This is a genomic window from Pseudomonas sp. PDM22 (assembly GCF_014851965.1).
Lineage (GTDB): Bacteria > Pseudomonadota > Gammaproteobacteria > Pseudomonadales > Pseudomonadaceae > Pseudomonas.
Genome location: NZ_JACVAR010000002.1, coordinates 602683 through 624275 on the forward strand (window position 1 = coordinate 602683; position 21593 = coordinate 624275).

A 21593-nucleotide genomic window follows, 5' to 3' on the forward strand; every position below is an offset into this window, starting at 1 on the left:
GAGGTGATGCGATGCGCCGCACCTGAAGCCTGCAGCCTGAAGCTTGTCGCTGCTGTTAGAATGCCCGCCTATTCTGCTCAGTCTTTCATCGGGAGTACCCATGGGCGCCAACCGAGCCACGGTGGAAAACCTTCTCCGCCAGATCAACGACCCTCACACCGGCCAGAACCTGCTGGACGCCGGCTACCTGCGCGAGCTGGACATCCAGGGCGGGCGTATCTCGCTGACCCTTGAGCTGGGCTACGCCGCCGGGCTGTTCAAGAACGGCCTGGCGCAGACCGTGCAGATGGCCCTGGAAGCGCTGGACGGCGTCGACTCGGCCCAGGTCAAGGTGGAGACCCACATCGCCGCGCACAAGGCTCAGGCGCAAGTGCCGGGCATGAGCAACGTGAAGAACATCATTGCCGTGGCCTCCGGCAAGGGCGGCGTGGGCAAGTCCACTACCGCGGCGAACCTCGCGCTGGCGCTGGCCCGCGAAGGCGCCAAGGTCGGCATCCTCGACGCCGACATCTATGGCCCGAGCCAGGGCATCATGTTCGGCATCCCCGAAGGCACCCGGCCGAAGATCCGCGACCAGAAGTGGTTCATCCCCCTGGAAGCCCACGGCGTGGAAGTCATGTCCATGGCCTTCCTCACCGACGACAACACCCCGGTGGTGTGGCGCGGCCCGATGGTTTCCGGCGCGCTGCTGCAGCTGATCACCCAGACCGCCTGGAACGACCTGGATTACCTGGTCATCGACATGCCACCGGGTACCGGCGACATCCAGCTGACCCTGGCGCAGAAAGTCCCGGTGGCCGGCTCGGTGATCGTCACCACCCCGCAGGACCTGGCCCTGCTCGACGCCAGGAAAGGCGTGGAGATGTTCCGCAAGGTCAACATCCCGGTGCTGGGCGTGGTCGAGAACATGGCCGTGCACATCTGCTCCAACTGCGGCCACGCCGAGCACCTGTTCGGTGAAGGCGGCGGGGAGAAGCTGGCCGCGCAGTACGGCGTGGAGCTGCTGGCGTCGCTGCCGCTGTCCATGGCCATCCGCATGCAGGCCGACGGCGGCAAGCCCACCGTGATCGCCGACCCGGAAAGCCAGCTGGCGATGATCTACCAGGAAATGGCCCGCTGCGTCGGCGCCCGCATCGCCCTGAGCGAGAAGGCTGCGCCGGACATGCCGAACATCTCCATCAGCGACGACTGAACTGTGACAACGCCGCCGGGCGCGCCCCTTTGCCGGGCGGCGCGCCTGCCGGTAAGATTCGCCTTCTTTTTTCAACCGCCGCACAGGACACCCGCCATGAGCATCAAATCGGACAAGTGGATTCGCCGCATGGCTCAGGAACACGGCATGATCGAGCCGTTCGTCGAGCGCCAGATTCGCGGTGCCGATGACAGCCGGGTGATTTCCTACGGCGTTTCCAGTTACGGCTACGACGTACGCTGCGCCGCCGAGTTCAAGGTGTTCACCAACATCCACTCGGCCGTGGTCGATCCGAAGAACTTCGACGAGAAGAGCTTCGTCGACATCAACAGCGACGTCTGCATCATCCCGCCGAACTCCTTCGCCCTGGCCCGCACCGTCGAGTACTTCCGCATCCCGCGCGATGTACTGACCATCTGCCTGGGCAAGAGCACCTACGCGCGCTGCGGCATCATCGTCAACGTGACCCCGCTGGAACCCGAGTGGGAAGGCCACGTGACCCTGGAGTTCTCCAACACCACCAACCTGCCGGCGAAGATCTACGCCCACGAAGGCGTGGCGCAGATGCTGTTCCTGCAGTCGGACGAAGCCTGCGAAGTGTCCTACCGCGATCGCGGCGGCAAATACCAGGGCCAGACCGGCGTCACCCTGCCCAAGGCCTGATCGCGCCGCACAGAGAGAAACGGACATGACCTCGCAAGGATTGCGGGGCCTGCTTTGCGCCCTGTTGCTGGGCGCCAGCGGCCATCTGGCGGCGGCCGAACTCAACGTCACTCCCGGTGGCGAAGTGCTCGGCCTGCCGTCCAGCGCTCCCCTGAACCAGTTCGTCGAACGCCTGGGCGAGCCCACGGCGCGCTTGCCCATGCGCGGCGGCGAGCAGGGCCTGCTCTACGGCAACGCCACGCTCCTGGTGTTCAAGAACCAGCGCCTCACGCAGGTTCGCTGCTGGCTGCACAGCCGATTCACTCCTTCGCTGTTCCTCGGTTGGCTGGATCAGGTCGAGCCGGGCAAGGACCCGCTGACCTTCGCCGTGGATGGCACGCTGCATCTGGGACAGGAGCGCGGTGCCGCTTCCGGCTGGCTCAATGGCCACGAAGGTGACGGTGACGAGCTGTCCGATGTCCGCATGAGTGGCAACAGCGAAGTCTGGCTGGGCTATGGCAACTCCGACGACTACGGCATCCAGGGTGAGAGCCGTCAGGTCGTGGTTTCCCTCAGTGTAAGTATCCCCGAACCGCCTGCTGCCGCTGCCTCAATGGGCGTGATGAGCCGTCCCTAGGACTTCCAGCACGAAGGCCGCTCGTTCCTTCAGGCTCGCGAGCGGCAACTGCACGACGCGATACCCCAGCACTTCGTACACCTGGGCCATCATCGCCGCCGTTCGCCGCGCTTCGATGAAGTCCTGCCGGCGCTCGGCGTCGTTGCGGTAGATGGCTTCCCACGCGGGCGCCAGGAACACGGTTTGCCCGTAGCGCTGTTCCCGTGCGGCGGTTTCCAGTGCTTCGGAAATCGGCAGGCCGCAGAGCCGCGCGTACCCCAGCACGTCCGGCAGGCCGCGATCGAACAGCCACAGTCCAACCGTATCGAGCGCTCGCTCGCGGGTCGTCAGCGCGTGTTCGAACATTTCCCGGCAGAAGGCCTCCCGGTTTGCCCATGGCAGTGCATCGCCGCCACGGGCCAGTTGTTCGCGGATGATCGCCCGGCCGCCTTCCTCGACGACGTTCAGGCCGTGATGCTGGTGCAGATGGTCGAGCAGCGTGCTCTTGCCGGCGCCGGGGCCGCCGGTGATGACGATGAGCGATTCGGACATGGCGATGACTCCTGTGGGAAAGGATACGAGGGAGTTCCGGCCGGGGAAGGGTGTTGCGAAGGGAGGTGCAGCGGAAACGGAGCGGGGAAAAAAGAAAGGCACCCAGAGGGTGCCTGAATATGATCATGGAGTAAGTCGACAAATCTGATTCCGGGGCGGGAGCCAAGTTCCCGGTCCCCGGAAATATTTTTCAGATCATCACTTCTCCGGCACCAGCGTCAGGCGTTTCACGCCGTAGACCTTCTCCAGGTTCTGCGACTGGAAGGGGAAGCTCATGTAGTTGCCCTTCAGCCAGGCGTCGATGCCATCGGCGTAGTGCGGGCTGGCCGGGTTGCCGGACTGGCCGCTGCTGTTGAGGCCGATCATCGGCTCGCTCTGGCCGAAGTCGACGACGAGGCGCATGGCCGGGATCAGCCAGGTGTTGAAGTCCTGGCCCCAGTGGTAGGCCGAGACGTTCAGCGTGCTGTGGTCGCCGCCGGCCGGGTAGGGGCCGCGGTCCAGGTAGCCCTTGATCGCACCCAGGCTGGCACGGTCGCCGGCGCCGAGGTTGGGCGCCATCTTGGTGCTGTCGCTGACCCACTCGTAGGTGTGCAGCTTGCCCCACTGCCAGGCGTGGCGGTCGCTGCCCAGCTTCTGCTCGCAGAAGGCGGTGGCGGCGGCCAGGCTGCGGGCGAGGATCGCCGGCTTGTCTTCCTTCTGCGGGGTGCGGGTGTCATCCCAGAATGGGCTGTCGTCGCGGCCCAGCAGGTGGTCGGCCTGGGCCGAGTAGGAGAGATTGGCAGTCTCGACGAAGGCCTTCCAGGACGGGCTGTCTTCCGGGCCCAGTTCGTCGAGGAAGATCTGTTTGGTGCTTTCCTGCAGGAAGGCTTCGTAGAGCGCGGCGTCACCGGAGGTGGCCGAGAGCTTGCCGTCGAAGGCCATGATCCGGTCCAGCGCTTCGCGGGCGCGGGCGCGCTGGTCGGCGGGCAGGGCGTCGATGGCTTTCTTCAGCGGCTGCGCCATGCCCGGTGCATCCAGCATCGACTGCAGCTTGCCGGCGAACGGCGTGGTCTGGTCGTACTGCATGGCGATCATGCTGCGGTAGTCGTGGCTCTTGCTGCCGCCGGCGAGCTGGGCGATGCGCTCGTAGCGCTCCGGGTAGTACCAGGAACTGGACAGCTGCGCGCCGTAGCCCGGCTGCACGCTGCGGTGGTTGGCGGTACCCAGCCAGCCCTGCGCCGGGTCCTGGTCGGACGGGTGCAGGATCGGGTCGGCATAGCCGTCCCAGTCGTAGCGGCCGTCCCAGCCGGGGGAGGGCAGCAGGCCGCGGCCTTCCTTGCGGTTGGGGAAGCGCCCGGTGACCTGCCAGCCGATGTGCTTCTCGTCGGCGAACACGATGTTCAGCGCCATCGCGCGCACGTCACGGGTGGCGTCGAAGGCCTGTTCGACGTTCTTCGCGCGGGAAAGATCGAAGAAGGCGTCGAGCGTGCGGTCGGTCTCGCCCTGGATGCTCTGGTAGGCGATGCCGTAGCCGCTGGACAGCGGCAGCGGTTGCAGGTCGTGCTTGCGCTCGCCCAGCGCGCTGTTGAGCAGCGGGCCGTGACGGGTCTCGTAGATGACTTCGCGGACCGGGCTCTGGCCCTTGATGAAGAAGGTCTCGTTGCGCTCGATGGCGGGTTTCCACTGGCCATCGGCGAGGTAGTAGAGCTTGCTGCCCTGGCGCTTCACCTGTTCGAGGAACAGGTCCTGGTTGTCGCCCATGACCATGGTCATGCCCCAGGCCAGCTTGCCGTTGAAGCCGGCAACCACGCCTGGCACGCCGGCGATGGAGACGCCCGCGGCGTTGTACTTGGGCGAGCGGATCTGCACGTAGTTCCACACCGAAGGCATGGACAGCGGCAGGTGGGTGTCGTTGGCCAGGATGCTCTTGCCGCTTCGTGTGCGCTGCGGGGCGATGGCCCAGTTGTTGGAGGCGGCGACGCCCATCATCTGCAGCGAGGCGACTTGCCCGGCGGCGCGGTCCAGGGCGTCGAGGCCGGCGATCCTGCCGTCCAGGCGCAGACCCTTGAGCTTCTCGGCTTCCTCGAAGGGCAGCGCTTCGTCCGGGTAGATCGGCGTCAGCCAGGGCAGCTTGTCGGCGCCGACCTTCTGCGCGAGCACCAGGGAGGCGATCTCCTCCTGCAGGTTCACCGCCAGCCCGAAGTTCAGCAGGCTGAAGACCAGCGCGGAGTCTTCGGCCTTCCAGTACTCGGGACGGTAGCCGGACTCGGCGAGGTCCATCGGCAGCTTGTCGCGGTAGCGGTACAGGTAGGCGTTGACGCCGCGCGCGTAGGTCTCGAAGAAGCGCTTCAGGCGTGGCGAGGAGCCGGCGTAAAGCGCATCGGCGGCCTTCTTCAGGTTCACCGTGCGCATGAAACGGTCGGTCTCCAGGGCGCCGGGGCCGACCATCTCCGACAGGCGTCCCTGGGCCATCAGGCGCAGGCCGACCATCTGGCTGATGCGGTCGCTGGCATGCACGTAGCCCAGGGTGAACAGCGCATCGTGGAAGGTGCTGGTCTCGATCAGCGGCATCCCCAGGCTGTTGCGGCGGATCGACACGTTGTCCGCCAGGCCCTTGATCGGCTGCACGCCGTAGCTCGGCGGCAGGCTGCCTGCATAGCGGTCGTTGAGCCAGCCCTGGCAACCGGTGAGGCTGACAGCGGCGCTGAGGGTGGCGGCAAGGCCGAAGCTGGGAAGCCGGCGGAAGGCTCGCGGGGCCATGGGGATGTGCTCCTGCACAAAAAGGTCGCTTGAAGGAGGTTGCTTGAAGCGCGCTACGTTAGTGAGCCGAGGATAGCTTCGCAAGCCGCGCGCGGCGGGATTTTCAGCAGCCGACGAATAGTTGGGCCGGACAGCAGAAGGCCCGCGCTGGGCGGGCCTTCTTCGCAGTGCTCGGGGCCTGGGTCAGGCGCCGTGGCACTTCTTGTACTTGCTGCCGCTGCCGCAGGGGCAAGGATCGTTGCGGCCCACATCCTTGAGCGGGTTACGCGCAGGCTCCTGGCTGTGGTTGCAGTGCGGGCCGTGCACGTGGCCGTGATCATGGTGGTGGTCATGATCGTGGTCGTGGTTGCAGTTCGGACCGTGTACGTGGGGTTCCTGGCTCATGGTGACGCTCACTCGGGGATGAAATCACCGGGAATTATCTCGCCATTGCGGGCGATGTGCACGCTCTGTCCGAAGAGCAGGCCTGTCTTCACTTCACCGTCGAGGCGATAGCGGATCGGCTTGTCCGGGTCTTCCAGCAACTTGACGATGTACTTCATGTGCCGCCACAGGTTGGTGGTCACCGGTACTTCGAAGGTTTCGTGGCCGTTGGCCGGCACTGTGAACCAGTTATTCGACTCGCCTTCGGCGAGGTCGATATCGTTCAGCTTGACCTTGTAGGCCAGGCCACGAACCGGAAGGCTGAAGTCGTTCGGGTTGTCGATGCGGAAATGCAGGACGAATTCCTGCTCCAGCAAACGAGCTTTCACGACGTCTACCTTCTGCAGCTTCACGTCGGGTTGCTCGAAATTGCCTGACATCCAGCCGCAGCCCGAAACAAGGCTGAACAGCCAGAACAGGCTGAAAATTCTTATCATTTGCGCCTGATAATTCATGTCTACCCCTCAAGACGCCCCAGTGTACCAAGCACCTGCTCGGCCGCAAGTTGTTGTTACGTTAAAAGAAGCTGCACCATACTGGCCGAATGTAACCGGCGGGTTAACACAGGAGAGTGAAGATGAGCCGCTATGAGATTGCCTTCTCGGGACAGACCGTGCCGGGTGCTCAGCTCGAGACGGTGAAAGCCAACCTGGCCAGGCTGTTCCAGGCCGACGCGCCGCGCATCGAACTGCTGTTCTCCGGTCGCCGCATGGTGATCAAGAACAACCTCGATGCCGAGGCCGCGGAAAAGTACCGCAGTGTGATCGAGCGCGCCGGCGCTGTCGTCGAAGTGGTCGACATGGATGCGCAGATCGAGGAGATCGAACTGGCCCCGCCGCCGCCCGCCGAGCCTGTCAGCGCACCGGTACAGTCAGCTGCTTCTGCCGCTGCACCGCAGGGGCGCCTGAAGGTGGCGCCGCGTGACGAGTACATGGCCGCTTTCGCCGATGTGGATGCGCCGGACTTCGGCCTGGCTCCGGTGGGCACCGACCTGCAGGACGAGAAGCCCGACGCCCAGGCGCCGCGCGTGGACCTCAGCCAGTTCAGCGTCGCCCCGGTGGGCAGCGACATGGGCCAGGCCAAGCCCGAGCCTGCCGGGCCTGCGCCGGACACCAGCCACCTCAAGCTGCAGGACTGATCAGTCGCCCTGGTGCGGGTCGTCCTTGTAGACGAACTTGGGCATTTCCCAGCGGAAGCGGATCGCCAGCATGCGGAACAGGAAGCCCGAGAACAGGGTGATCAGCATGGCCTGCTCCTTGGGCAGGTCGATCTGCAGGCAGATCAGGTAGCACCAGGCGCTGGCGAAGGACACGCTGGCGTACAGCTCGCGGCGGAAGATCAGCGGCACGTCGTTGCAGAAAATGTCCCGCAGGATGCCGCCGAACACCCCGGTGATCACGCCGCTCACGGCAGCGATCAGCAGGCTGTGGCCCATCTCCAGGCTGACCTGGCAACCGATCAGGGTAAAGGCCACCAGGCCCACGGCGTCCAGCGCGAGGAACATCGAGCGCAGGTGGCGCATCAGTGGGGCGATGAACACCGTGAACAGCGCGGCGCCGGCCGTCAGTGCCAGGTACTCCGGGTGACGCACCCAGGTCAGCGGGTAGTGGCCCAGCAGCATGTCGCGCACCGAACCGCCACCCAGGGCGGTGACACAGGCCACCAGCACCACGCCGAACAGGTCCATGCTCCGCCGGCCGGCGGACAGCGCGCCGGTCATGGCTTCGGCGGTGATGGCGATGATGTAGAGAACGGTCAGCAGCATGGCGAGGTCCGGCAGGAGTAGCCGGTGCGGCGAAACACCGCCGCCCCGGAAAAAAGCGCGGATTCTAGCCCAGACACCGGACGCCCCCAAGTGGGGCGAGTTCGCGCCTCACTCGATCCTGTCCTACTCAATCCAGGGCCCGCAGCATTTCTTCAGCTTGCCGCCGGCGCCGCAGGGGCACGGGTCGTTGCGTCCCAGCTTCATCGGCACGGTGGGGTCGAGGAAGTACCAGCGTCCGTCGCGCTGGACGAATCCCGAGCACTCGCGGTGACTGTGTTCGCCGCCAGCATCGTGCCAGCGCGCAATGAAAGTCACCCGTGCATGTTCCGGCTGGCCGCCGAGCACTTCGTGGCTCACCACCTCCAGGCCCAGCCAGGTGCTGCCCAGGCTCCAGGTGCGGATGGCCTCGAGGTCCAGGCCCTGTTGCTGGGCGGGCAGCGTCGTGTCACGCAGGTAATCCACCAGGCCCAGCGCGTAGGCGCTGTAGCGCGAGCGCATCAGTGCCTCGGCAGTGGGCGCTGCGACGCCGGTATGGAAACGCCCGCAGCAGTCGGGCAATGGGCGGCCACTGCCGCAGGGGCAGGTCGGTTCGATCATGGTCACCACCAGTACTTGCCGAAGTTTTCCGGGTTGGCCCAGAACTTCGCATTGAGCCAGTCCGGGACCTGTTTGTATTCGTGCAGATCGTAGGTGAACAGCGTGATCACCTGCTCGTCGCGCTGGAAGCGCTCGCTGGCCTGCATGGCCAGGGCGTAGAAGTCGGCGTCCTGCGCCTGGGCGGCGTCGAGGTCGACCAGCACGGCCACGCGGCTGCTGTTGAGGTTGCGGATGCCGCCCACCAGCTGTTGCGCTTCGCGGCGCGGCAGGTGTTCCAGGCAATCGGCCAGCAGCGCAAGGTCATAGCGCTGGCCAGCCAGCTCCGCCGGCAGGGGGCCGGCGTCAGCGTGAAGCAGTTCGCAATCCGGATGCGCCGCGAGGAAGGCGTCCACTGCCGGAATCTGGCTGGCACCCACCAGCAGGAGGCGCTGCGGCGCATAGCGATCGAGCAGGGCGGCCAGGGCTTGTTGCGGCGTGCGTGTCGAAATCATGAGGCTCGTCGAAGGCGAAAAATAATGAACGAAGACTAGCGTGTGACACCCATATGGCCTAGTGCTGGCGCATTCTGTCAGTCACGTCTTTACTCGGTAATTGTCGGTCAAGACCCGATCATTAGAGGAGACATAACTTTATGAGCATCACAAGGACCGCTTTACCCCTGCTGCTGGTAAGCACGTTGCTCACCGGCTGCGCAGGGTTGCAGAAGTCCGATTGGCCAACCTGCGCCGTGGTTGGCGGTGTCGGCGGCGCCGGTCTGGGTTCCATCGAAAGCAGCGCCTGGGCCGGTTGGGGGGCCCTGATTGGTGGCGTGCTGGGTGCGTCCTACTGCTGGGTGCATGGCGCCGAAGAGCAAGTGGCCGAAGTTCCGCCGCCTGCACCGGCTCCTGAGCCTGCTCCGGCTCCGCTGCCCAAGGAAGAGACCATCGTGGTGCGTGACCTGCACTTCGCCTTCGACTCGTCGAAGATCGACGCGCAGGACAAGGACAAGCTCGACACCATCGCTACCCGCCTGAAGGGTGAGGCTGCGAGCACCGAGCTGAACATCGGCGGTCACACCGACAGCATCGGTACCGACGCCTACAACCAGAAACTGTCCGAGCGCCGCGCCAACGCCGTGTCCAACTACCTGGTCGACTCTGGCGTACCTGCCAGCAGCATCAAGTCGGTCGTCGGCTATGGCGAGAGCCAGCCGGTTGCGGACAACAAGACCAAGGAAGGCCGCGCCGAGAACCGTCGCGTGGAAATCAAGATCACCCGTCAGTAAGTCCGGCGTGATCTGTGCAAAGGGGGCCCTCGTGGCCCCCTTTGTCATTCCCGGTTGCCACTGGCACAGGGCGGAGCAGAGGCGTATGTTCCCCGGCAAAGAAAAACACGGGGGCACTTCATGAAAGCGTTGTTGGGGCTGGGCAAACTGATTGCCCTGTTGTTCTGGCTGGCGGTGCTGGCCAACCTGATCCAACCCTTCGCACATCCCTTCGCGCTGCTGCTCAATGCGGCGGGCGCGCTGATCCTGCTGATCCACATTCTCGAACTCGTGGCGCTGCGCAAGCGGCTGCAGGGCCGCCCGCATCCGGGCATGGACCGCCTGCAGATCCTGCTGTTCGGCGTCTTCCATTTCGCTACCCTGCCGCAGCCGGCATCCGCAAAAGTAGAAGGAGATACCCATGCGTAAGTCGTTGCTGGGCCTGGCGCTGTTCGCCCCGCTGGCGTGTTCGGCCGCCGGCACTGTCTCGGTGGAGGCCAATACCGTGCTGCGCCTGCCGGTGAAGGGCGAGAGCCTGAGCCTGGACCGTATCAGCGTCGGCCCGGAAGGCGCGCTGCTGATCCCTTCGCGGGTCAAGGAGCTGAAGATCGGCGAGCTGGATCTGGCGAAGAATGCGCGGATCGGCGTGTTCCCCGGCAACGATGCGCTGCAGATCGAAGTGCAGCACGGCAGCCTCGCCGACGGCAGCGTGATCGCCGCGCAAGGCAGTTCCGGCAGCTTCGAGAAGCCTGCCAGCGGCGGCCGCAACCTGGTACTGCGGCTACAGGATGTGGCGGTGGAAAACCTGCTGATCGACGTCCGTGGTGGTGTCGGCGCGCCGGGCTATGACGGCCTGGATGGCGGCAGCGCGCAGACGTCCGGTTGCCTGTGGGGCAGCGGGAAGTCCGCCGGCAATGGCCAGAACGGCGCCGACGGCCAGACCGGCGCGTCCGGCGGCGTGGTGCGTCTGGAAGTACCCGAGCAGTTCGATGTCGCGAAGGTCAGGGTTCGCCTGGAAGGCGGCGCAGGCGGAGCTGGCGGCAAGCCCGGCAAGGCCGGCCCGCGCAGCAGCGAGAAGGGCTGCTGGTTCTATTCGGTGGCGGGTGAGAAGCCCGGCGCGGAAGGCAGCGGCGGTGCGGAAGGGGCGAAAGGCAGCGAAGGCCGCCTGGACGTAAAACGCTTCTGAAACGACGTGCCTGAAAAAAAAGCCCGCCGGCAACCGGCGGGCTTTTTTCTTGGCCGTGCGCGTCTTACCAGTGCGGACGCGCGGCGACGAAAGCCACCAGCGCCATGCCGATCAGCAGGTTCAGGCCCACGGTCTTGCGGATCTTGCCCAGCGCGGCGCCGCCGGCCGGCCAGTCCTCGGCGCCCACCGCGCGGCGCAGTTCCGGCAGTTGCAGCGCCTGGATGCGCAGGAACAGCGCGAGCATCGCCACGTAGAGGCCCATCATCACCTGCACATAACGCGGCGCGCCGGCCATGCCGTTGAAGCTCAGGTGCAGCATGCCCACGCCGGTCACCGGCAGCAGGATCACCGCGGCCCACACCCAGCGGAAGAAGCGCGGGAACACCTCCAGCCACAGCTTCAGCCGGGGCGGCGCCTCCAGCGCGGCGACGGCGGCCGGGCGCAGGATCATCCAGGCGAAGAACATGCCGCCCACCCAGACCAGGGCGGCCAGGACGTGCAGGGCGTAGATGAAGGCAAAGGGTGTCATTCGGACGATCTCCGCTGGCGATTGAAGTCAAGCGCGCTATCATAGCCGCCGATTCGAACCACTGAAAATTTATCCAGCATCCGGATGTGTCCTCAAGGCACGCTCCGGGGCCCGGGAAGTCCATGCTCAGCACCGAACTCAAGGCCACGATCCAGGGCGCCTACTCGCGTTTCCTCGAGGCCAAGGAACTCAAGCCGCGCTACGGCCAGCGCCTGATGATCGCCGAAGTCGCCAAAGTCCTGGGGACCATCGCCAGCGACGAGGAAGGCCATCGCCTGGGCGATGCCGCCGTGGTCGCCGTGGAAGCCGGCACCGGCACCGGCAAGACCGTCGCCTACAGCCTCGCCGCCATCGCCTGCGCCAAGGCCGCCGGCAAGCGCCTGGTCGTCGCCACCGCCACCGTCGCCCTGCAGGAGCAGATCGTCCACAAGGACCTGCCCGACCTGCTGCGCAACTCCGGCCTGTCGTTCAGCTTCGCCCTGGCCAAGGGGCGCGGGCGCTACATGTGCCTGTCCAAGCTCGACCACCTGCTGCAGGAAGGCCAGGCGCAGAGCGCCACCGCCCAGCTGTTCGAGGAGGAAGGTTTCCGCATCGACGTGGACGAGACCTCCACCAAGCTGTTCAACCAGATGATCGAGCGCCTGGCGGGCAACCGTTGGGACGGCGACCGCGACTCCTGGCCCGAGGCCATCGAGGACGCGCAGTGGGCGCAGGTCACCACCGACCACAGCCAGTGCACCAACCGCCATTGCCCGAACTTCCAGCAGTGCGCCTTCTACAAGGCGCGTGAAGGCATGACCAAGGTCGACGTGATCGTCACCAACCATGACCTGGTGCTGGCCGACCTCGCCCTGGGTGGCGGCGCGATCCTGCCGGACCCGCGCGACACCCTCTACGTGTTCGACGAAGGTCATCACCTGCCGGACAAGGCCATCGGCCACTTCGCCCACTTCACCCGCCTGCGCGCCACCGCCGACTGGCTGGGCCAGGTGGAGAAGAACCTGACCAAGCTGCTGGCGCAGAACCCGCTGCCGGGTGACCTCGGCCGCCTGATCGAACAGGTGCCGGAGCTGGCCCGCGAGCTGCGCACGCACCAGCAATTCATGTTCACCGCCTGCGAGGAGGTCGGCGATTTCCGCGCCGGCGAGGACATGGAAGGCCGCGAGCGGCCGCGCCATCGCTTCGAGGGCGGGGTGATTCCCGAGCACATCCGCGAGATGGGCATCGAGCTGAAGAAGGGCTTCTCCAAGCTCACCGACCTCTTCACCCGCCTCACCGAACTGCTCAAGGAAGCCATGGACGGGGAGGGCAGCGTCGGTATCGCCAGCCACCAGGCCGAGGAGTGGTACCCGCTGTTCGGCAGCCTGCTGTCCCGCGCCCAGGGCAACTGGGAGCTGTGGACCGCCTTCACCTGCGAGGACCCGGAAGACAGCCCGCCCATGGCGCGCTGGCTGACCCTCGCCGAGAGCGGCACCTTCTATGACATCGAGGCCAACGCCAGCCCGATCCTCGCCGCCGAGACCTTGCGCCGCAACCTGTGGAACGTGGCCTACGGCGTGCTGGTGACCTCCGCAACCCTCACGGCGCTGGGCACCTTCGACCGCTACCGCATGCGCGCCGGCCTGCCGCGCGCCGCCGTCACCGCCGTGGTGCCGAGCCCGTTCCACCATGCCGACGCCGGCGTGCTGCGCGTGCCCGACCTCAAGGCCGACCCGCGCGATGCTGCTGCCCATACCGCGGCGATCATCCGCGAGCTGCCGGAGATCGTCGAAGGCTCGCGCGGCTCGCTGATCCTGTTCTCCTCGCGCAAGCAGATGCAGGAAGTCTTCGACGGCCTGGACCGCGACTGGCGCAAGCGCGTGCTGATCCAGGGCAACCTGTCCAAGCAGGAAACCCTGAACAAGCACCGTTCGCGGGTCGACGATGGTGAACCGAGCGTGCTGTTCGGCCTGGCCAGCTTCTCCGAAGGCGTGGACCTGCCCGGTGCCTATTGCGAGCACGTGGTGATCGCCAAGATTCCCTTCGCCGTGCCGGATGACCCGGTGGAGGCGGCGCTGTCGGAATGGATCGAGGCGAGAGGCGGCAATCCCTTCATGGAGATCGCCGTGCCCGACGCCTCGCTGCGCCTGGTGCAGGCCTGTGGCCGCCTGCTGCGGACCGAGCAGGACCGCGGCACCATCACCCTGCTGGACCGCCGCGTGGTGACGCAGCGCTACGGCAAGGCCATCCTGAACGCGTTACCCCCATTCCGCCGAGAAATCGCTTGAGTGTGCGGGAGCGAGCTCCCGCGCTTGCTGTCAAACGAACGCCCGCCGCCCGGCGGGCGTGTTGCAAGGACTCGAATCCATGACATCGATGCGTTGGCATCTGCCTCTGCTGCTCAGCCTGGCCATCGCCAGCGCCCCGGCCTGGTCGGCTGGCGGCAATGAAACCCTCTTCAACTTCGTCAAGCCGATGGCTGTGGTCAGCGTCACCACGCAGAACGCCGACCTGCCCAGCTCCACCGCCGAGGCCACACCCGAGGGCGAAATCCTCCGCCGGGTGAACTTCAACCCCGCGCCGCAACCGACCCTGCGTCTCGCGCCTTCCAGCGGCAGCTGGGACTGGTCCCAGGCCGACAGTGTCAGCCTGCGCCTGCAGAACGCCATGGACTGGGCCATCACCCTGGAAGTGGAAATCGAAGGCGTCGCCGGCGCTCCCGGCCTGCGCGCGAGCATCGCCCTGCCGCCGGGCCCGGCGCAGACCCTGGTGATCCCGCTGCACGCCATCGCCCCGGAAGACTTCGGCATGCGTGCCGGCGTGCCCATGCCCGTCACCCAGGACGGCCAGCGCCTGCTGCTGGCGAGCAAGGTTACCGGCGAGCTGAACCGCAGCCAGGTCGGCGCGGTGAAGCTGTTCCTCACCGCGCCCAAGGCGGCGCAGGACATCCTCGTCGGCCGCTTCGGCACCCGCGCCGGCAATGACGAGTACCACAAGGCCTACTCCGGCATTGTCGACGCTTTCGGCCAGTCCACCCGCAGCGACTGGCCGGAAAAGGTGAAGAGCCCCGAGCAACTGGCCAGCGCCTGGAAAGCCGAAGGCGAGCAACTGAAGAAGTGGCAGCCGGCGCCCGGTCGCGACGCCTTTGGTGGCCTGCTGGACGGCCCGGCCTTCGAAGGCACCGGCTTCTTCCGCACCGAAAAGCGCAACGGCCGCTGGTGGCTGGTGACGCCGGAAGGGCATTCGTTCTGGTCCATGGGCGTCAACGCGGTGAACGCCGACAGCAGCCAGACCTACGTGGAAGGCCGCGAGTACATGTTCGCCAGCCTGCCCAAGGAGGACGAGCCATTGGCCGCCTTCTATGGCCAGCGCGATGACCGCAGTGGTGTCGGCGCCCAGCAGGGCCGCGCGTTCGGCAACGGCCGCTGGTTCGACTTCTACGCCGCCAACCGCTTCCGTGCCGACGGTGGCCTGAGCGCTGACGCCGCCGCGGTCGCCTGGCGCGAACGCACCGTGCAGCGCCTCGGCTCCTGGGGCTTCAACACCCTGGGCGACTGGAGCGATCCGGCCTTCGCCGACGATCCGCGCTTGCCGTACAGCGTGCCGCTGTCCATCAGCGGCGACTACGCCACAGTCAGCACCGGCTACGACTGGTGGGGCGCCATGCCCGATCCGTTCGACCCGCGCTTCGCCATGGCCGCCGAGCGCGCCATCGCCATCGCCGCCCGCGATCACCGCGAGGATGCCTGGCTGCTGGGCTACTACGCCGACAACGAACTGGCCTGGGCCGGCCGTGGCGACGATGACCAGGCGCACTTCGCCCTGGCTTTCGGCACGCTCAAGCTGTCCACCGACAGCCCGGCCAAGCGTGCCTTCATCAAGCAGCTCAAGGACAAGTACGAGGATCACGAGCAGCTCGCCGAGGCCTGGGGCGTACAGCTGGGCTCCTGGGAGGACCTGGACGCGCCGGGCTACCAGGCACCGGTCCCGAGCGAGGCGCACCCGGCCATCGCCCAGGACTACAGCGCCTTCCTGCGGCTGTACGCCGACCAGTACTTCAAGACCCTGAAGGACTCGCTGAAGTGGCACGCGCCGAACCACCTGCTGCTCGGCCCGCGTTTCGCCGTCAGCACGCCGGAAGCACTGGCCTCTTGTGCGCAGTATTGCGACATCCTCAGCTTCAACCTCTACGTGCCGCTGCCGCAGCAGGGGTTCGACGCCAACTACGTGCGCAGCCTGGACAAGCCGGTGCTGATCACCGAATTCCACTTCGGCTCCCGCGATCGCGGGCCGTTCTGGGGCGGTGTCGCCGAGGTGTACAACGAGCAGCAGCGTGGCGAGGCGTACCAGCGCTTCCTCGCCGAGGCCGCGAAGGAGCCGAACATCGTCGGCGCGCACTGGTTCCAGTACCTCGACCAGCCGGTGACCGGCCGCCTGCTCGACGGCGAGAATGGTCACATCGGCCTGGTCGGCATCACCGACCTGCCGTTCACCGGCTTCGTCGACGCCGTGCGCAAGGCCAACCAGCAGACGCTCAAAGGCATCGACGAACAGGCCCGCGCCGCCGCCAAGGTGGCGCCGGAACCGCAGCCCAAAGCCGCGCCCGCCGGGGACGACAGCGACGACGAGGAACAGGCCTCGGAGCAATGATCCGTCATTCGTGAAGCCACACCCCGCCTTCGGCAGGGTTCCCAGGGGCGGAACGCGCTGAAAGAATGGCGTCTTCCGCACTTTCCGTCCCTGAGTATGTGCATTTCCGGAGCCTGAAATGACCCTGAACGGCCACTGTGATCCGCGCTTCACCCCCGTTGCCGACGCCTTCAGTGCGCTGTTCGAAGACCCACAGGAGCGCGGCGCAGCGCTGTGCATCCAGGTCGGCGGCGAAACCGTGGTCGATCTCTGGGCCGGCAGCGCGGGCAAGGAGCCGGGCCAGGACTGGCAGGCCGACACGCTTCTCAACCTGTTCTCCTGCACCAAGACCTTCGCCGCCGTTGCCGCGCTGCAACTGGTGGGCGAGGGCCGGCTGGAACTGGACGCCCCGGTGGCGCGCTACTGGCCGGAGTTCGAGCAGGCCGGCAAGCAGGGAATCACCGTGCGTCAGCTCCTCTGCCATCGCGCGGGCCTGCCGGCGATCCGCGAGCCGCTGGCGCCCGAGGCGCTGTATGACTGGTCGAGCATGACCGCCGCACTGGCTGCCGAGACGCCCTGGTGGACGCCGGGCGCCGAACACGGCTACGCCCCCATTACCTACGGCTGGCTGATCGGCGAAGTGATCCGTCGTGTCGACGGCCGCGAGCCGGGCGCCGCCATCATCGCGCGCACCGCCGAGCCGCTGGGGTTGGATTTCCATATCGGCCTGGATGACAGCGAATTCCACCGCGTCGCGCACATCGCGCGGGGCAAGGGCAACCTGGGGGACGCCGCTGCGCAACGCCTGTTGCGGACCATGATGACCGACGCCGCCGCGCTCTCCACCCGCGCCTTCACCAATCCGCCTTCGGTGCTCACCAGCACCAACAAGCCCGAATGGCGCCGCATGTCGCAGCCGGCGGCCAACGGCCACGGCAATGCGCGCTCGCTGGCCGGTTTCTATACGGGCCTGCTGCAGGGCAAGTTGCTGGACGAAGCGCTGCTGGCCGAACTCACCCGCGAGCATGCCGTTGGCGAGGATCGAACTCTATTGACCTGTACGCGTTTCGGGCTGGGTTGCATGCTTGACCAACCGAGCGTGGCGAACGCCACCTACGGCCTTGGCCCGCAGGCCTTCGGGCATCCGGGGGCCGGTGGCTCCATCGGTTTCGCCGATCCCGAGCGCGAGCTGGCGCTGGGTTTCGTCGTCAACACCCTCGGCCCCTATGTGCTGATGGACCCGCGCGCCCAGCGCCTGGCCCGCCTCGCCGGCGACTGCCTGTAACGACGAGCGGGAGGAACCTTCCTCCCGCTGCGCCTTCTTAAGGTCGTCCGCAATTGCCGTCGCGCTGGCCGCGACGGTCTTCCCCTGCGCACAGCTATGCGCCGCTCGTCAGTTCGGGATTAAAATCTCGTTCCAACTGAGTAAGTTATGTACAACTCTTAAGCTGATTGCTGAAGTCAGGGTGCCGCTGCCTGCCAGCTACACCCGGCCTCTCTTCATGTTCCGACTTTATGGAATCGCTCCCATGAACCTGCTGTTCTCGAATTCGCTGAAAGTCTCCACCCTTGCGCTGTGCGTCGGTCTTTCCGCCTGCAGCCAGTTCCAGTCTCAGGATCAGGCCAAGGACCCGGCGAAAACCACGGAAAGCGCTGCAGCTGCCGCCAAGCCCGGCACCGGCCACTGGTGGTGGCCCTTCGGTGGCGACGAGGAAGTGAGCGCTGCGGCCCCCGCGCCGGAGAAAAAGCCCGTCGAAGCGGCCAAGGTCGCCGCCGCTGGCAGCCAGCAGCCCGGCGGCCACTGGTGGTGGCCGTTCGGCGTGAGCGACAGCAAGCCGGGCGCCGACAAGGCGGCCAAGCCGCAGGACACCAAGGTCAGCAAGGAATGGCTGGACCAGCATGAGCAGTCCCTGCGTGCCGCTGTCGCGGGCAGCAAGTTCACCGTCGAGCGCCGCGAGAACGCCCTGGTGCTGATCGCGCCGGTGGAAGGCTCCTTCAACCCCAAGCGTCCTGAACTGCTGCTGCCGATCACCCTGGCGCCGCTGGGCAACGTGGCGAAGATGCTGCAGAACGATCCGGAAAGCGGCGTGCTGGTGCTCGGCCACAGCGACAGCTCGGGCGACAAGGCGCTCAACGACAAGGTCAGCCTGCAGCGTGCCCAGGCGGTGTCCTCGATCTTCCGCCTGAGCGGCCTGGGCGCCGATCGCCTGCGTCTGAAGGGCGTCGGCTCCAGCCTGCCGCGCGCCGACAATGCCAGCGCCGAAGGCCGCGCGCTGAACCGCCGCGTCGAAGTGCTGGTGACCCAGCGCACCAGCCTGCTGGCACTCGCCCAGGCCAACTGATCCCTTGTGCAACAAGCGTCATTCCCGCTGGAATGACGCTTGTCGTGGATCAAGCGCGAAGGCGCAACTCTGGATAAGCTTAAGGACTTCTTCTGCAGGAGATTTCCGATGGCCCAGACCCTGGCCGATATGCGCCGCGAATACACCCGTGACGGACTGACCGAGACCCAGGCGCCCGCCGAACCGTTCAGCCTGTTCAACCAGTGGTTCGAGGACGCGGTGAAGACCGAGCAACTGCCGGTCGAGCCCAACGCGATGATGCTCGCCACCGCGGACGCCGACGGCCAGCCGCACTGCCGCGTGCTCCTGCTCAAGGGCCTGGACGAGCGCGGCTTCACCTTCTTCAGCAACTACGAAAGCGCCAAGGGCCAGCAGCTCGGGGAAAACCCGCGCGCGGCCATGACCTTCTTCTGGCCGGCCCTGGAACGCCAGGTGCGCATCGAGGGACGGGTCGAGAAGGTCTCCAGCGAAGAATCCGCTGCCTACTACCGTGTGCGCCCGCTGGGCAGTCGCCTGGGTGCCTGGGCTTCGCCGCAGAGCCGGGTGATCGACGGCCGTGGCGAGCTGGAGCAACTGCTGGCCGAGACCGAGCAACGCTTTGCCGACACGGCACCGTCCTGCCCGGATTTCTGGGGTGGCTTCCGCCTGCTGCCGAGCCGCATCGAGTTCTGGCAGGGCCGCCTGAGCCGCCTGCACGATCGCCTCAACTACCGCCACGAAAATGGAGCCTGGGTGCGCGAGCGCCTGGCGCCCTGAGCCTGGGCCATATGACCGTTCGCGGCCATACGCCGTTGACCGGGGTTCGCTTCCCCTCGGGCCTGGTGTTCCTTCGCGCCAGGCCTCAGAGGTCCCTGTAGGAGCGGGCCATGCCCGCGATCGCGCGCATGGCGCGCTCCTACAGTGAAACAGGCCCGCGCAGGGACATTGCCTACGCGGTTGGCGGTGTAGGATGCCCCCATCCTCTCGCACAACGGACCTGTCCCCATGAAAGTCGTCATCGCTCCCGACTCCTTCAAGGAAAGCCTCTCCGCCCCCGAGGTCGCCGAGGCCATTTCCCGTGGCTGGCTGCGCGCGCGGCCTGGCGACGAAACCCTGCTGCGGCCCATGGCCGACGGCGGCGAAGGCACGGTGGACGCGGTGCTGGCGGCGCGGCCGGGCGAGCGCCGCGAGCTGGATGTCTGCGGCCCGCTGGAGCAGCCGGTGAAAGCCCACTGGGGTTGGCTGGAGGACGCCACCGCGGTGATCGAGATGGCCGCCGCCAGTGGCCTGCACTGGGTCCCGGAAGGGCAGCGCGACGCCACCCGCACCACCAGTCGCGGCACCGGCGAGCTGATCCGCGAGGCGCTGGATGCGGGTGCGAAGAAGATCATCATCGGCCTGGGCGGCAGTGCTACCAACGACGGCGGCCTGGGCCTGCTGCAGGCGCTGGGCGTGAGTTTCCTCGATGGCCAGGGCAAGGAGCTGGGTGCCGGCGGCGCGCGGCTCGCGGAACTGGAGCGCATCGACCTGTCGAGCCTCGACCCGCGACTGGCCTCAGTCGAGGTCGAAGTGGCTGCCGACGTAAACAATCCCCTTTGCGGCCCCCACGGCGCCTCGGCCGTCTTCGGCCCGCAGAAAGGTGCGAATCCGGCGCAGGTGCAGCAGCTGGATGCCGCACTCAAACGCTTCGCCGAAGTTGCTGCGCTCGCACTCGGGCAGGATCACAGCCTGTTCCCCGGCGTCGGTGCCGCGGGTGGCCTGGGCTTCGCCTGCCGGGCTTTCCTCAAGGCGCGCTTCCGACCGGGCATCGAGCTGATTGCCGAACTGTCGGAGCTGGAGGCGTCGCTGGCCGGCGCGTCGCTGGTCATCACCGGGGAAGGGCGGCTGGATGGCCAGAGCCTGCACGGCAAGACGCCGGTGGGCGTGGCTCATGTCGCCCGGCGCGCGGGTGTGCCGGTGATCGCGCTGGCGGGCAGTGTGGGCGAAGGGCTGGCCGAATTGCGTGAAGCGGGGATCGAAGCGGCGTTCAGCCTGGCGCCGGGGCCCATCACCCTGGCCGATGCCTGCGCTCGGGCGGCGCAGGAACTGGAAAACCGCGCCGAGGCGCTGGCGCGCTTCTGGTCGCTGGCTCAGGCCGCGCGGTAATTGTCGGCGGCGCGCTGCAGCCAGTCGGGCAGGTCGCGGCGCTTCACCTTCTCGCGCTTGGCATCGGCCAGGCGCTGCAACAGATAGATACGTTTCTGCGGATCATCACCGGCCAGCGACAACGCCAGGTCGCGGTCCATCCAGCGGCGGATTCGCCAGTAGATCCACCAGTGGAAATACAGGCCGGCGGCGGTGGTGACGACGATAATGAAATAGTCCATGAACGACTGCTCCTTCTGCGGCCGCAAGGCTAACCCATCGTGCTGCACGAAAAACTGAGCCAGGGCAGGCGTTTTCCGACGATCTGGCACAAACTGTACGAAAGCTGAATCGAGATCAGCATGTTTCATGACCTGGCGTGACAGGCGGGCTGCCGTCGGAGTCTAATAGCCGTAGCCCTACTCGGAGGTTCCCTAATGCGTAAAACTGCCCTGATCGCCGTGACTTTCGCGGCCCTGGCCATGACCCTCGGTGGTTGCCAGTCCAGCCTGACCGGCGACACCTACACCCGTGAAGAAGCACGCACCGTGCAGAACGTTCGCATGGGTACCATCCAGGCCCTGCGCCCGGTGAAGATCGAAGGCACCAAGACTCCCATCGGCTCCGTTGCCGGCGCCGCCGTTGGCGGTATCGGCGGCAGCGCCATCGGTGGCGGCAAGGGCAGCTATGTCACTGCCATCATCGGTGCCGTAGCCGGCGGCCTGCTCGGTGCGGCCACCGAAGAAGGCCTGACCCGCACCCAGGGTGTGGAAATCACCGTCCGCGAAGACGACGGCAGCACCCGCGCCTACGTCCAGCAGGTTGACGAAGGCGCCGTGTTCCGCGTCGGCGAGCGCGTGCGCATCCTGACCGTCAACGGTACCAGCCGCGTCGCTCACTGACCGGCAACGGCTGCCCGCCCGTGGCAGCCAGCGAAACCCAGCGCGCGACAGTCGACCCGGCTGTCGCGCGCTATCGTTTGGGGGTTAGGAAAATCTGTCACAGCCCACTGCGGGCGCGGCTCAAGCTTGCAATTTCGTAATAATTCAATCCATG

General features: G+C 66.5%; 23 protein-coding genes. 14 read left to right on the forward strand and 9 right to left on the reverse strand.

Annotation, left to right across the window (positions count from 1 at the left end; all coding sequences use genetic code 11):
* The first annotated feature begins 100 nt into the window (after window positions 1-100).
* From apbC to IB255_RS08410, 3 genes are all read left to right on the forward strand, one after another.
* On the forward strand, window positions 101-1192 hold the full coding sequence (apbC, locus tag IB255_RS08400) for an iron-sulfur cluster carrier protein ApbC (RefSeq protein ID WP_081517725.1): 1092 nt from the start codon (window positions 101-103) through the stop codon (window positions 1190-1192).
* A 96-nt stretch (window positions 1193-1288) separates the two neighbouring features.
* Window positions 1289-1855: a dCTP deaminase gene (gene dcd / locus IB255_RS08405; protein ID WP_017521037.1), complete on the forward strand. Its 567-nt coding sequence runs from the start codon at window positions 1289-1291 to the stop codon at window positions 1853-1855.
* A 25-nt stretch (window positions 1856-1880) separates the two neighbouring features.
* Window positions 1881-2471 carry a hypothetical protein gene (locus tag IB255_RS08410; RefSeq protein ID WP_081517728.1) on the forward strand — a complete coding sequence of 197 codons (591 nt, stop codon included), beginning with the start codon at window positions 1881-1883 and terminating at the stop codon, window positions 2469-2471.
* Here IB255_RS08410 and IB255_RS08415 read toward each other — a convergent pair.
* The 4 genes from IB255_RS08415 to IB255_RS08430 all read right to left on the reverse strand — a co-directional run bounded on the left by IB255_RS08415 (window position 2445) and on the right by IB255_RS08430 (window position 6619).
* A complete protein-coding gene (locus IB255_RS08415) occupies window positions 2445-3002 on the reverse strand; it encodes an AAA family ATPase (protein WP_192210059.1) in 558 nt (185 codons plus the stop codon). The genes IB255_RS08410 and IB255_RS08415 overlap by 27 nt on opposite strands.
* Window positions 3003-3200: 198 nt before the next feature.
* The gene (locus IB255_RS08420) at window positions 3201-5741 is read right to left on the reverse strand and encodes a penicillin acylase family protein (protein WP_192210060.1); all 2541 of its coding nucleotides are present in this window, start codon (window positions 5739-5741) and stop codon (window positions 3201-3203) included.
* A gap of 183 nt (window positions 5742-5924) precedes the next feature.
* Complete coding sequence (locus IB255_RS08425) at window positions 5925-6125, reverse strand: SEC-C metal-binding domain-containing protein (RefSeq protein WP_045209858.1); 201 nt, start codon at window positions 6123-6125, stop codon at window positions 5925-5927.
* Between the two features lie 8 nt (window positions 6126-6133).
* Window positions 6134-6619 carry an LEA type 2 family protein gene (locus IB255_RS08430; RefSeq protein ID WP_081517731.1) on the reverse strand — a complete coding sequence of 162 codons (486 nt, stop codon included), beginning with the start codon at window positions 6617-6619 and terminating at the stop codon, window positions 6134-6136.
* A gap of 122 nt (window positions 6620-6741) precedes the next feature.
* Between IB255_RS08430 and IB255_RS08435 the strand changes: the two genes are divergently transcribed.
* Window positions 6742-7302: a hypothetical protein gene (locus tag IB255_RS08435; RefSeq protein WP_151186193.1), complete on the forward strand. Its 561-nt coding sequence runs from the start codon at window positions 6742-6744 to the stop codon at window positions 7300-7302.
* Here the strand turns inward: IB255_RS08435 and IB255_RS08440 are convergent, their stop codons facing one another.
* The 3 genes from IB255_RS08440 to IB255_RS08450 all read right to left on the reverse strand — a co-directional run bounded on the left by IB255_RS08440 (window position 7303) and on the right by IB255_RS08450 (window position 9017).
* Window positions 7303-7929, reverse strand: a complete 627-nt coding sequence (locus tag IB255_RS08440; protein WP_138212538.1) for a trimeric intracellular cation channel family protein — start codon at window positions 7927-7929, stop codon at window positions 7303-7305. It abuts the gene before it with no gap.
* A gap of 123 nt (window positions 7930-8052) precedes the next feature.
* Window positions 8053-8526, reverse strand: coding sequence for a YchJ family protein (locus tag IB255_RS08445; protein ID WP_192210061.1), 474 nt, complete (start codon window positions 8524-8526; stop codon window positions 8053-8055).
* Between the two features lie 2 nt (window positions 8527-8528).
* Window positions 8529-9017 (reverse strand): DUF6231 family protein, encoded by a 489-nt coding sequence (locus IB255_RS08450; RefSeq protein WP_192210062.1) that lies wholly within the window; start codon window positions 9015-9017, stop codon window positions 8529-8531.
* 140 nt (window positions 9018-9157) lie between these two features.
* Between IB255_RS08450 and IB255_RS08455 the strand changes: the two genes are divergently transcribed.
* From IB255_RS08455 to IB255_RS08465, 3 genes are all read left to right on the forward strand, one after another.
* On the forward strand, window positions 9158-9790 hold the full coding sequence (locus IB255_RS08455) for an OmpA family protein (RefSeq protein ID WP_081517735.1): 633 nt from the start codon (window positions 9158-9160) through the stop codon (window positions 9788-9790).
* A 120-nt stretch (window positions 9791-9910) separates the two neighbouring features.
* Entirely contained in the window at window positions 9911-10198 is a 288-nt protein-coding gene (locus tag IB255_RS08460) for a DUF1145 domain-containing protein (RefSeq protein ID WP_192210063.1), read from the forward strand.
* Window positions 10191-10955, forward strand: a complete 765-nt coding sequence (locus IB255_RS08465; protein WP_081517737.1) for a collagen pro alpha-chain precursor — start codon at window positions 10191-10193, stop codon at window positions 10953-10955. The genes IB255_RS08460 and IB255_RS08465 overlap by 8 nt, the downstream gene beginning before the upstream one ends.
* Before the next feature lie 64 nt (window positions 10956-11019).
* On the opposite strand, the gene IB255_RS08470 is transcribed toward IB255_RS08465, so the two are convergent.
* Window positions 11020-11484, reverse strand: a complete 465-nt coding sequence (locus IB255_RS08470) for a CopD family protein (protein WP_192210064.1) — start codon at window positions 11482-11484, stop codon at window positions 11020-11022.
* Between the two features lie 122 nt (window positions 11485-11606).
* Here IB255_RS08470 and dinG point away from each other — a divergent pair, with 122 nt between their 5' ends.
* From dinG to IB255_RS08500, 6 genes are all read left to right on the forward strand, one after another.
* Complete coding sequence (dinG, locus tag IB255_RS08475; RefSeq protein ID WP_081517739.1) at window positions 11607-13751, forward strand: ATP-dependent DNA helicase DinG; 2145 nt, start codon at window positions 11607-11609, stop codon at window positions 13749-13751.
* A gap of 79 nt (window positions 13752-13830) precedes the next feature.
* Complete coding sequence (locus IB255_RS08480) at window positions 13831-16113, forward strand: beta-galactosidase (protein WP_192210065.1); 2283 nt, start codon at window positions 13831-13833, stop codon at window positions 16111-16113.
* Window positions 16114-16231: 118 nt separating this feature from the next.
* A complete protein-coding gene (locus IB255_RS08485) occupies window positions 16232-17377 on the forward strand; it encodes a serine hydrolase domain-containing protein (RefSeq protein ID WP_192210066.1) in 1146 nt (381 codons plus the stop codon).
* Window positions 17378-17621: 244 nt separating this feature from the next.
* A complete protein-coding gene (locus IB255_RS08490; protein WP_192210067.1) occupies window positions 17622-18434 on the forward strand; it encodes an OmpA family protein in 813 nt (270 codons plus the stop codon).
* A 108-nt stretch (window positions 18435-18542) separates the two neighbouring features.
* On the forward strand, window positions 18543-19190 hold the full coding sequence (pdxH, locus tag IB255_RS08495) for a pyridoxamine 5'-phosphate oxidase (RefSeq protein ID WP_192210068.1): 648 nt from the start codon (window positions 18543-18545) through the stop codon (window positions 19188-19190).
* A 228-nt stretch (window positions 19191-19418) separates the two neighbouring features.
* Complete coding sequence (locus IB255_RS08500; protein WP_192210069.1) at window positions 19419-20558, forward strand: glycerate kinase; 1140 nt, start codon at window positions 19419-19421, stop codon at window positions 20556-20558.
* Here the strand turns inward: IB255_RS08500 and IB255_RS08505 are convergent.
* Window positions 20543-20779 carry a hypothetical protein gene (locus IB255_RS08505; RefSeq protein WP_192210070.1) on the reverse strand — a complete coding sequence of 79 codons (237 nt, stop codon included), beginning with the start codon at window positions 20777-20779 and terminating at the stop codon, window positions 20543-20545. The two genes, IB255_RS08500 and IB255_RS08505, sit on opposite strands and share 16 nt — an antisense overlap.
* A gap of 195 nt (window positions 20780-20974) precedes the next feature.
* Between IB255_RS08505 and IB255_RS08510 the strand changes: the two genes are divergently transcribed.
* Window positions 20975-21439 (forward strand): glycine zipper 2TM domain-containing protein, encoded by a 465-nt coding sequence (locus IB255_RS08510; RefSeq protein ID WP_045209875.1) that lies wholly within the window; start codon window positions 20975-20977, stop codon window positions 21437-21439.
* Window positions 21440-21593 lie beyond the last annotated feature (154 nt).

Excerpts from the sequence above, each read along its gene's own strand:
- apbC (WP_081517725.1), top strand. The coding sequence starts at position 101 with ATGGGCGCCAACCGAGCCACGGTGGAAAACCTTCTCCGCCAGATCAAC.
- dcd (WP_017521037.1), top strand. The coding sequence starts at position 1,289 with ATGAGCATCAAATCGGACAAGTGGATTCGCCGCATGGCTCAGGAACAC.
- IB255_RS08410 (WP_081517728.1), top strand. The coding sequence starts at position 1,881 with ATGACCTCGCAAGGATTGCGGGGCCTGCTTTGCGCCCTGTTGCTGGGC.
- IB255_RS08415 (WP_192210059.1), bottom strand. The coding sequence starts at position 3,002 with ATGTCCGAATCGCTCATCGTCATCACCGGCGGCCCCGGCGCCGGCAAG.
- IB255_RS08420 (WP_192210060.1), bottom strand. The coding sequence starts at position 5,741 with ATGGCCCCGCGAGCCTTCCGCCGGCTTCCCAGCTTCGGCCTTGCCGCC.
- IB255_RS08425 (WP_045209858.1), bottom strand. The coding sequence starts at position 6,125 with ATGAGCCAGGAACCCCACGTACACGGTCCGAACTGCAACCACGACCAC.
- IB255_RS08430 (WP_081517731.1), bottom strand. The coding sequence starts at position 6,619 with ATGAATTATCAGGCGCAAATGATAAGAATTTTCAGCCTGTTCTGGCTG.
- IB255_RS08435 (WP_151186193.1), top strand. The coding sequence starts at position 6,742 with ATGAGCCGCTATGAGATTGCCTTCTCGGGACAGACCGTGCCGGGTGCT.
- IB255_RS08440 (WP_138212538.1), bottom strand. The coding sequence starts at position 7,929 with ATGCTGCTGACCGTTCTCTACATCATCGCCATCACCGCCGAAGCCATG.
- IB255_RS08445 (WP_192210061.1), bottom strand. The coding sequence starts at position 8,526 with ATGATCGAACCGACCTGCCCCTGCGGCAGTGGCCGCCCATTGCCCGAC.
- IB255_RS08450 (WP_192210062.1), bottom strand. The coding sequence starts at position 9,017 with ATGATTTCGACACGCACGCCGCAACAAGCCCTGGCCGCCCTGCTCGAT.
- IB255_RS08455 (WP_081517735.1), top strand. The coding sequence starts at position 9,158 with ATGAGCATCACAAGGACCGCTTTACCCCTGCTGCTGGTAAGCACGTTG.
- IB255_RS08460 (WP_192210063.1), top strand. The coding sequence starts at position 9,911 with ATGAAAGCGTTGTTGGGGCTGGGCAAACTGATTGCCCTGTTGTTCTGG.
- IB255_RS08465 (WP_081517737.1), top strand. The coding sequence starts at position 10,191 with ATGCGTAAGTCGTTGCTGGGCCTGGCGCTGTTCGCCCCGCTGGCGTGT.
- IB255_RS08470 (WP_192210064.1), bottom strand. The coding sequence starts at position 11,484 with ATGACACCCTTTGCCTTCATCTACGCCCTGCACGTCCTGGCCGCCCTG.
- dinG (WP_081517739.1), top strand. The coding sequence starts at position 11,607 with ATGCTCAGCACCGAACTCAAGGCCACGATCCAGGGCGCCTACTCGCGT.
- IB255_RS08480 (WP_192210065.1), top strand. The coding sequence starts at position 13,831 with ATGACATCGATGCGTTGGCATCTGCCTCTGCTGCTCAGCCTGGCCATC.
- IB255_RS08485 (WP_192210066.1), top strand. The coding sequence starts at position 16,232 with ATGACCCTGAACGGCCACTGTGATCCGCGCTTCACCCCCGTTGCCGAC.
- IB255_RS08490 (WP_192210067.1), top strand. The coding sequence starts at position 17,622 with ATGAACCTGCTGTTCTCGAATTCGCTGAAAGTCTCCACCCTTGCGCTG.
- pdxH (WP_192210068.1), top strand. The coding sequence starts at position 18,543 with ATGGCCCAGACCCTGGCCGATATGCGCCGCGAATACACCCGTGACGGA.
- IB255_RS08500 (WP_192210069.1), top strand. The coding sequence starts at position 19,419 with ATGAAAGTCGTCATCGCTCCCGACTCCTTCAAGGAAAGCCTCTCCGCC.
- IB255_RS08505 (WP_192210070.1), bottom strand. The coding sequence starts at position 20,779 with ATGGACTATTTCATTATCGTCGTCACCACCGCCGCCGGCCTGTATTTC.
- IB255_RS08510 (WP_045209875.1), top strand. The coding sequence starts at position 20,975 with ATGCGTAAAACTGCCCTGATCGCCGTGACTTTCGCGGCCCTGGCCATG.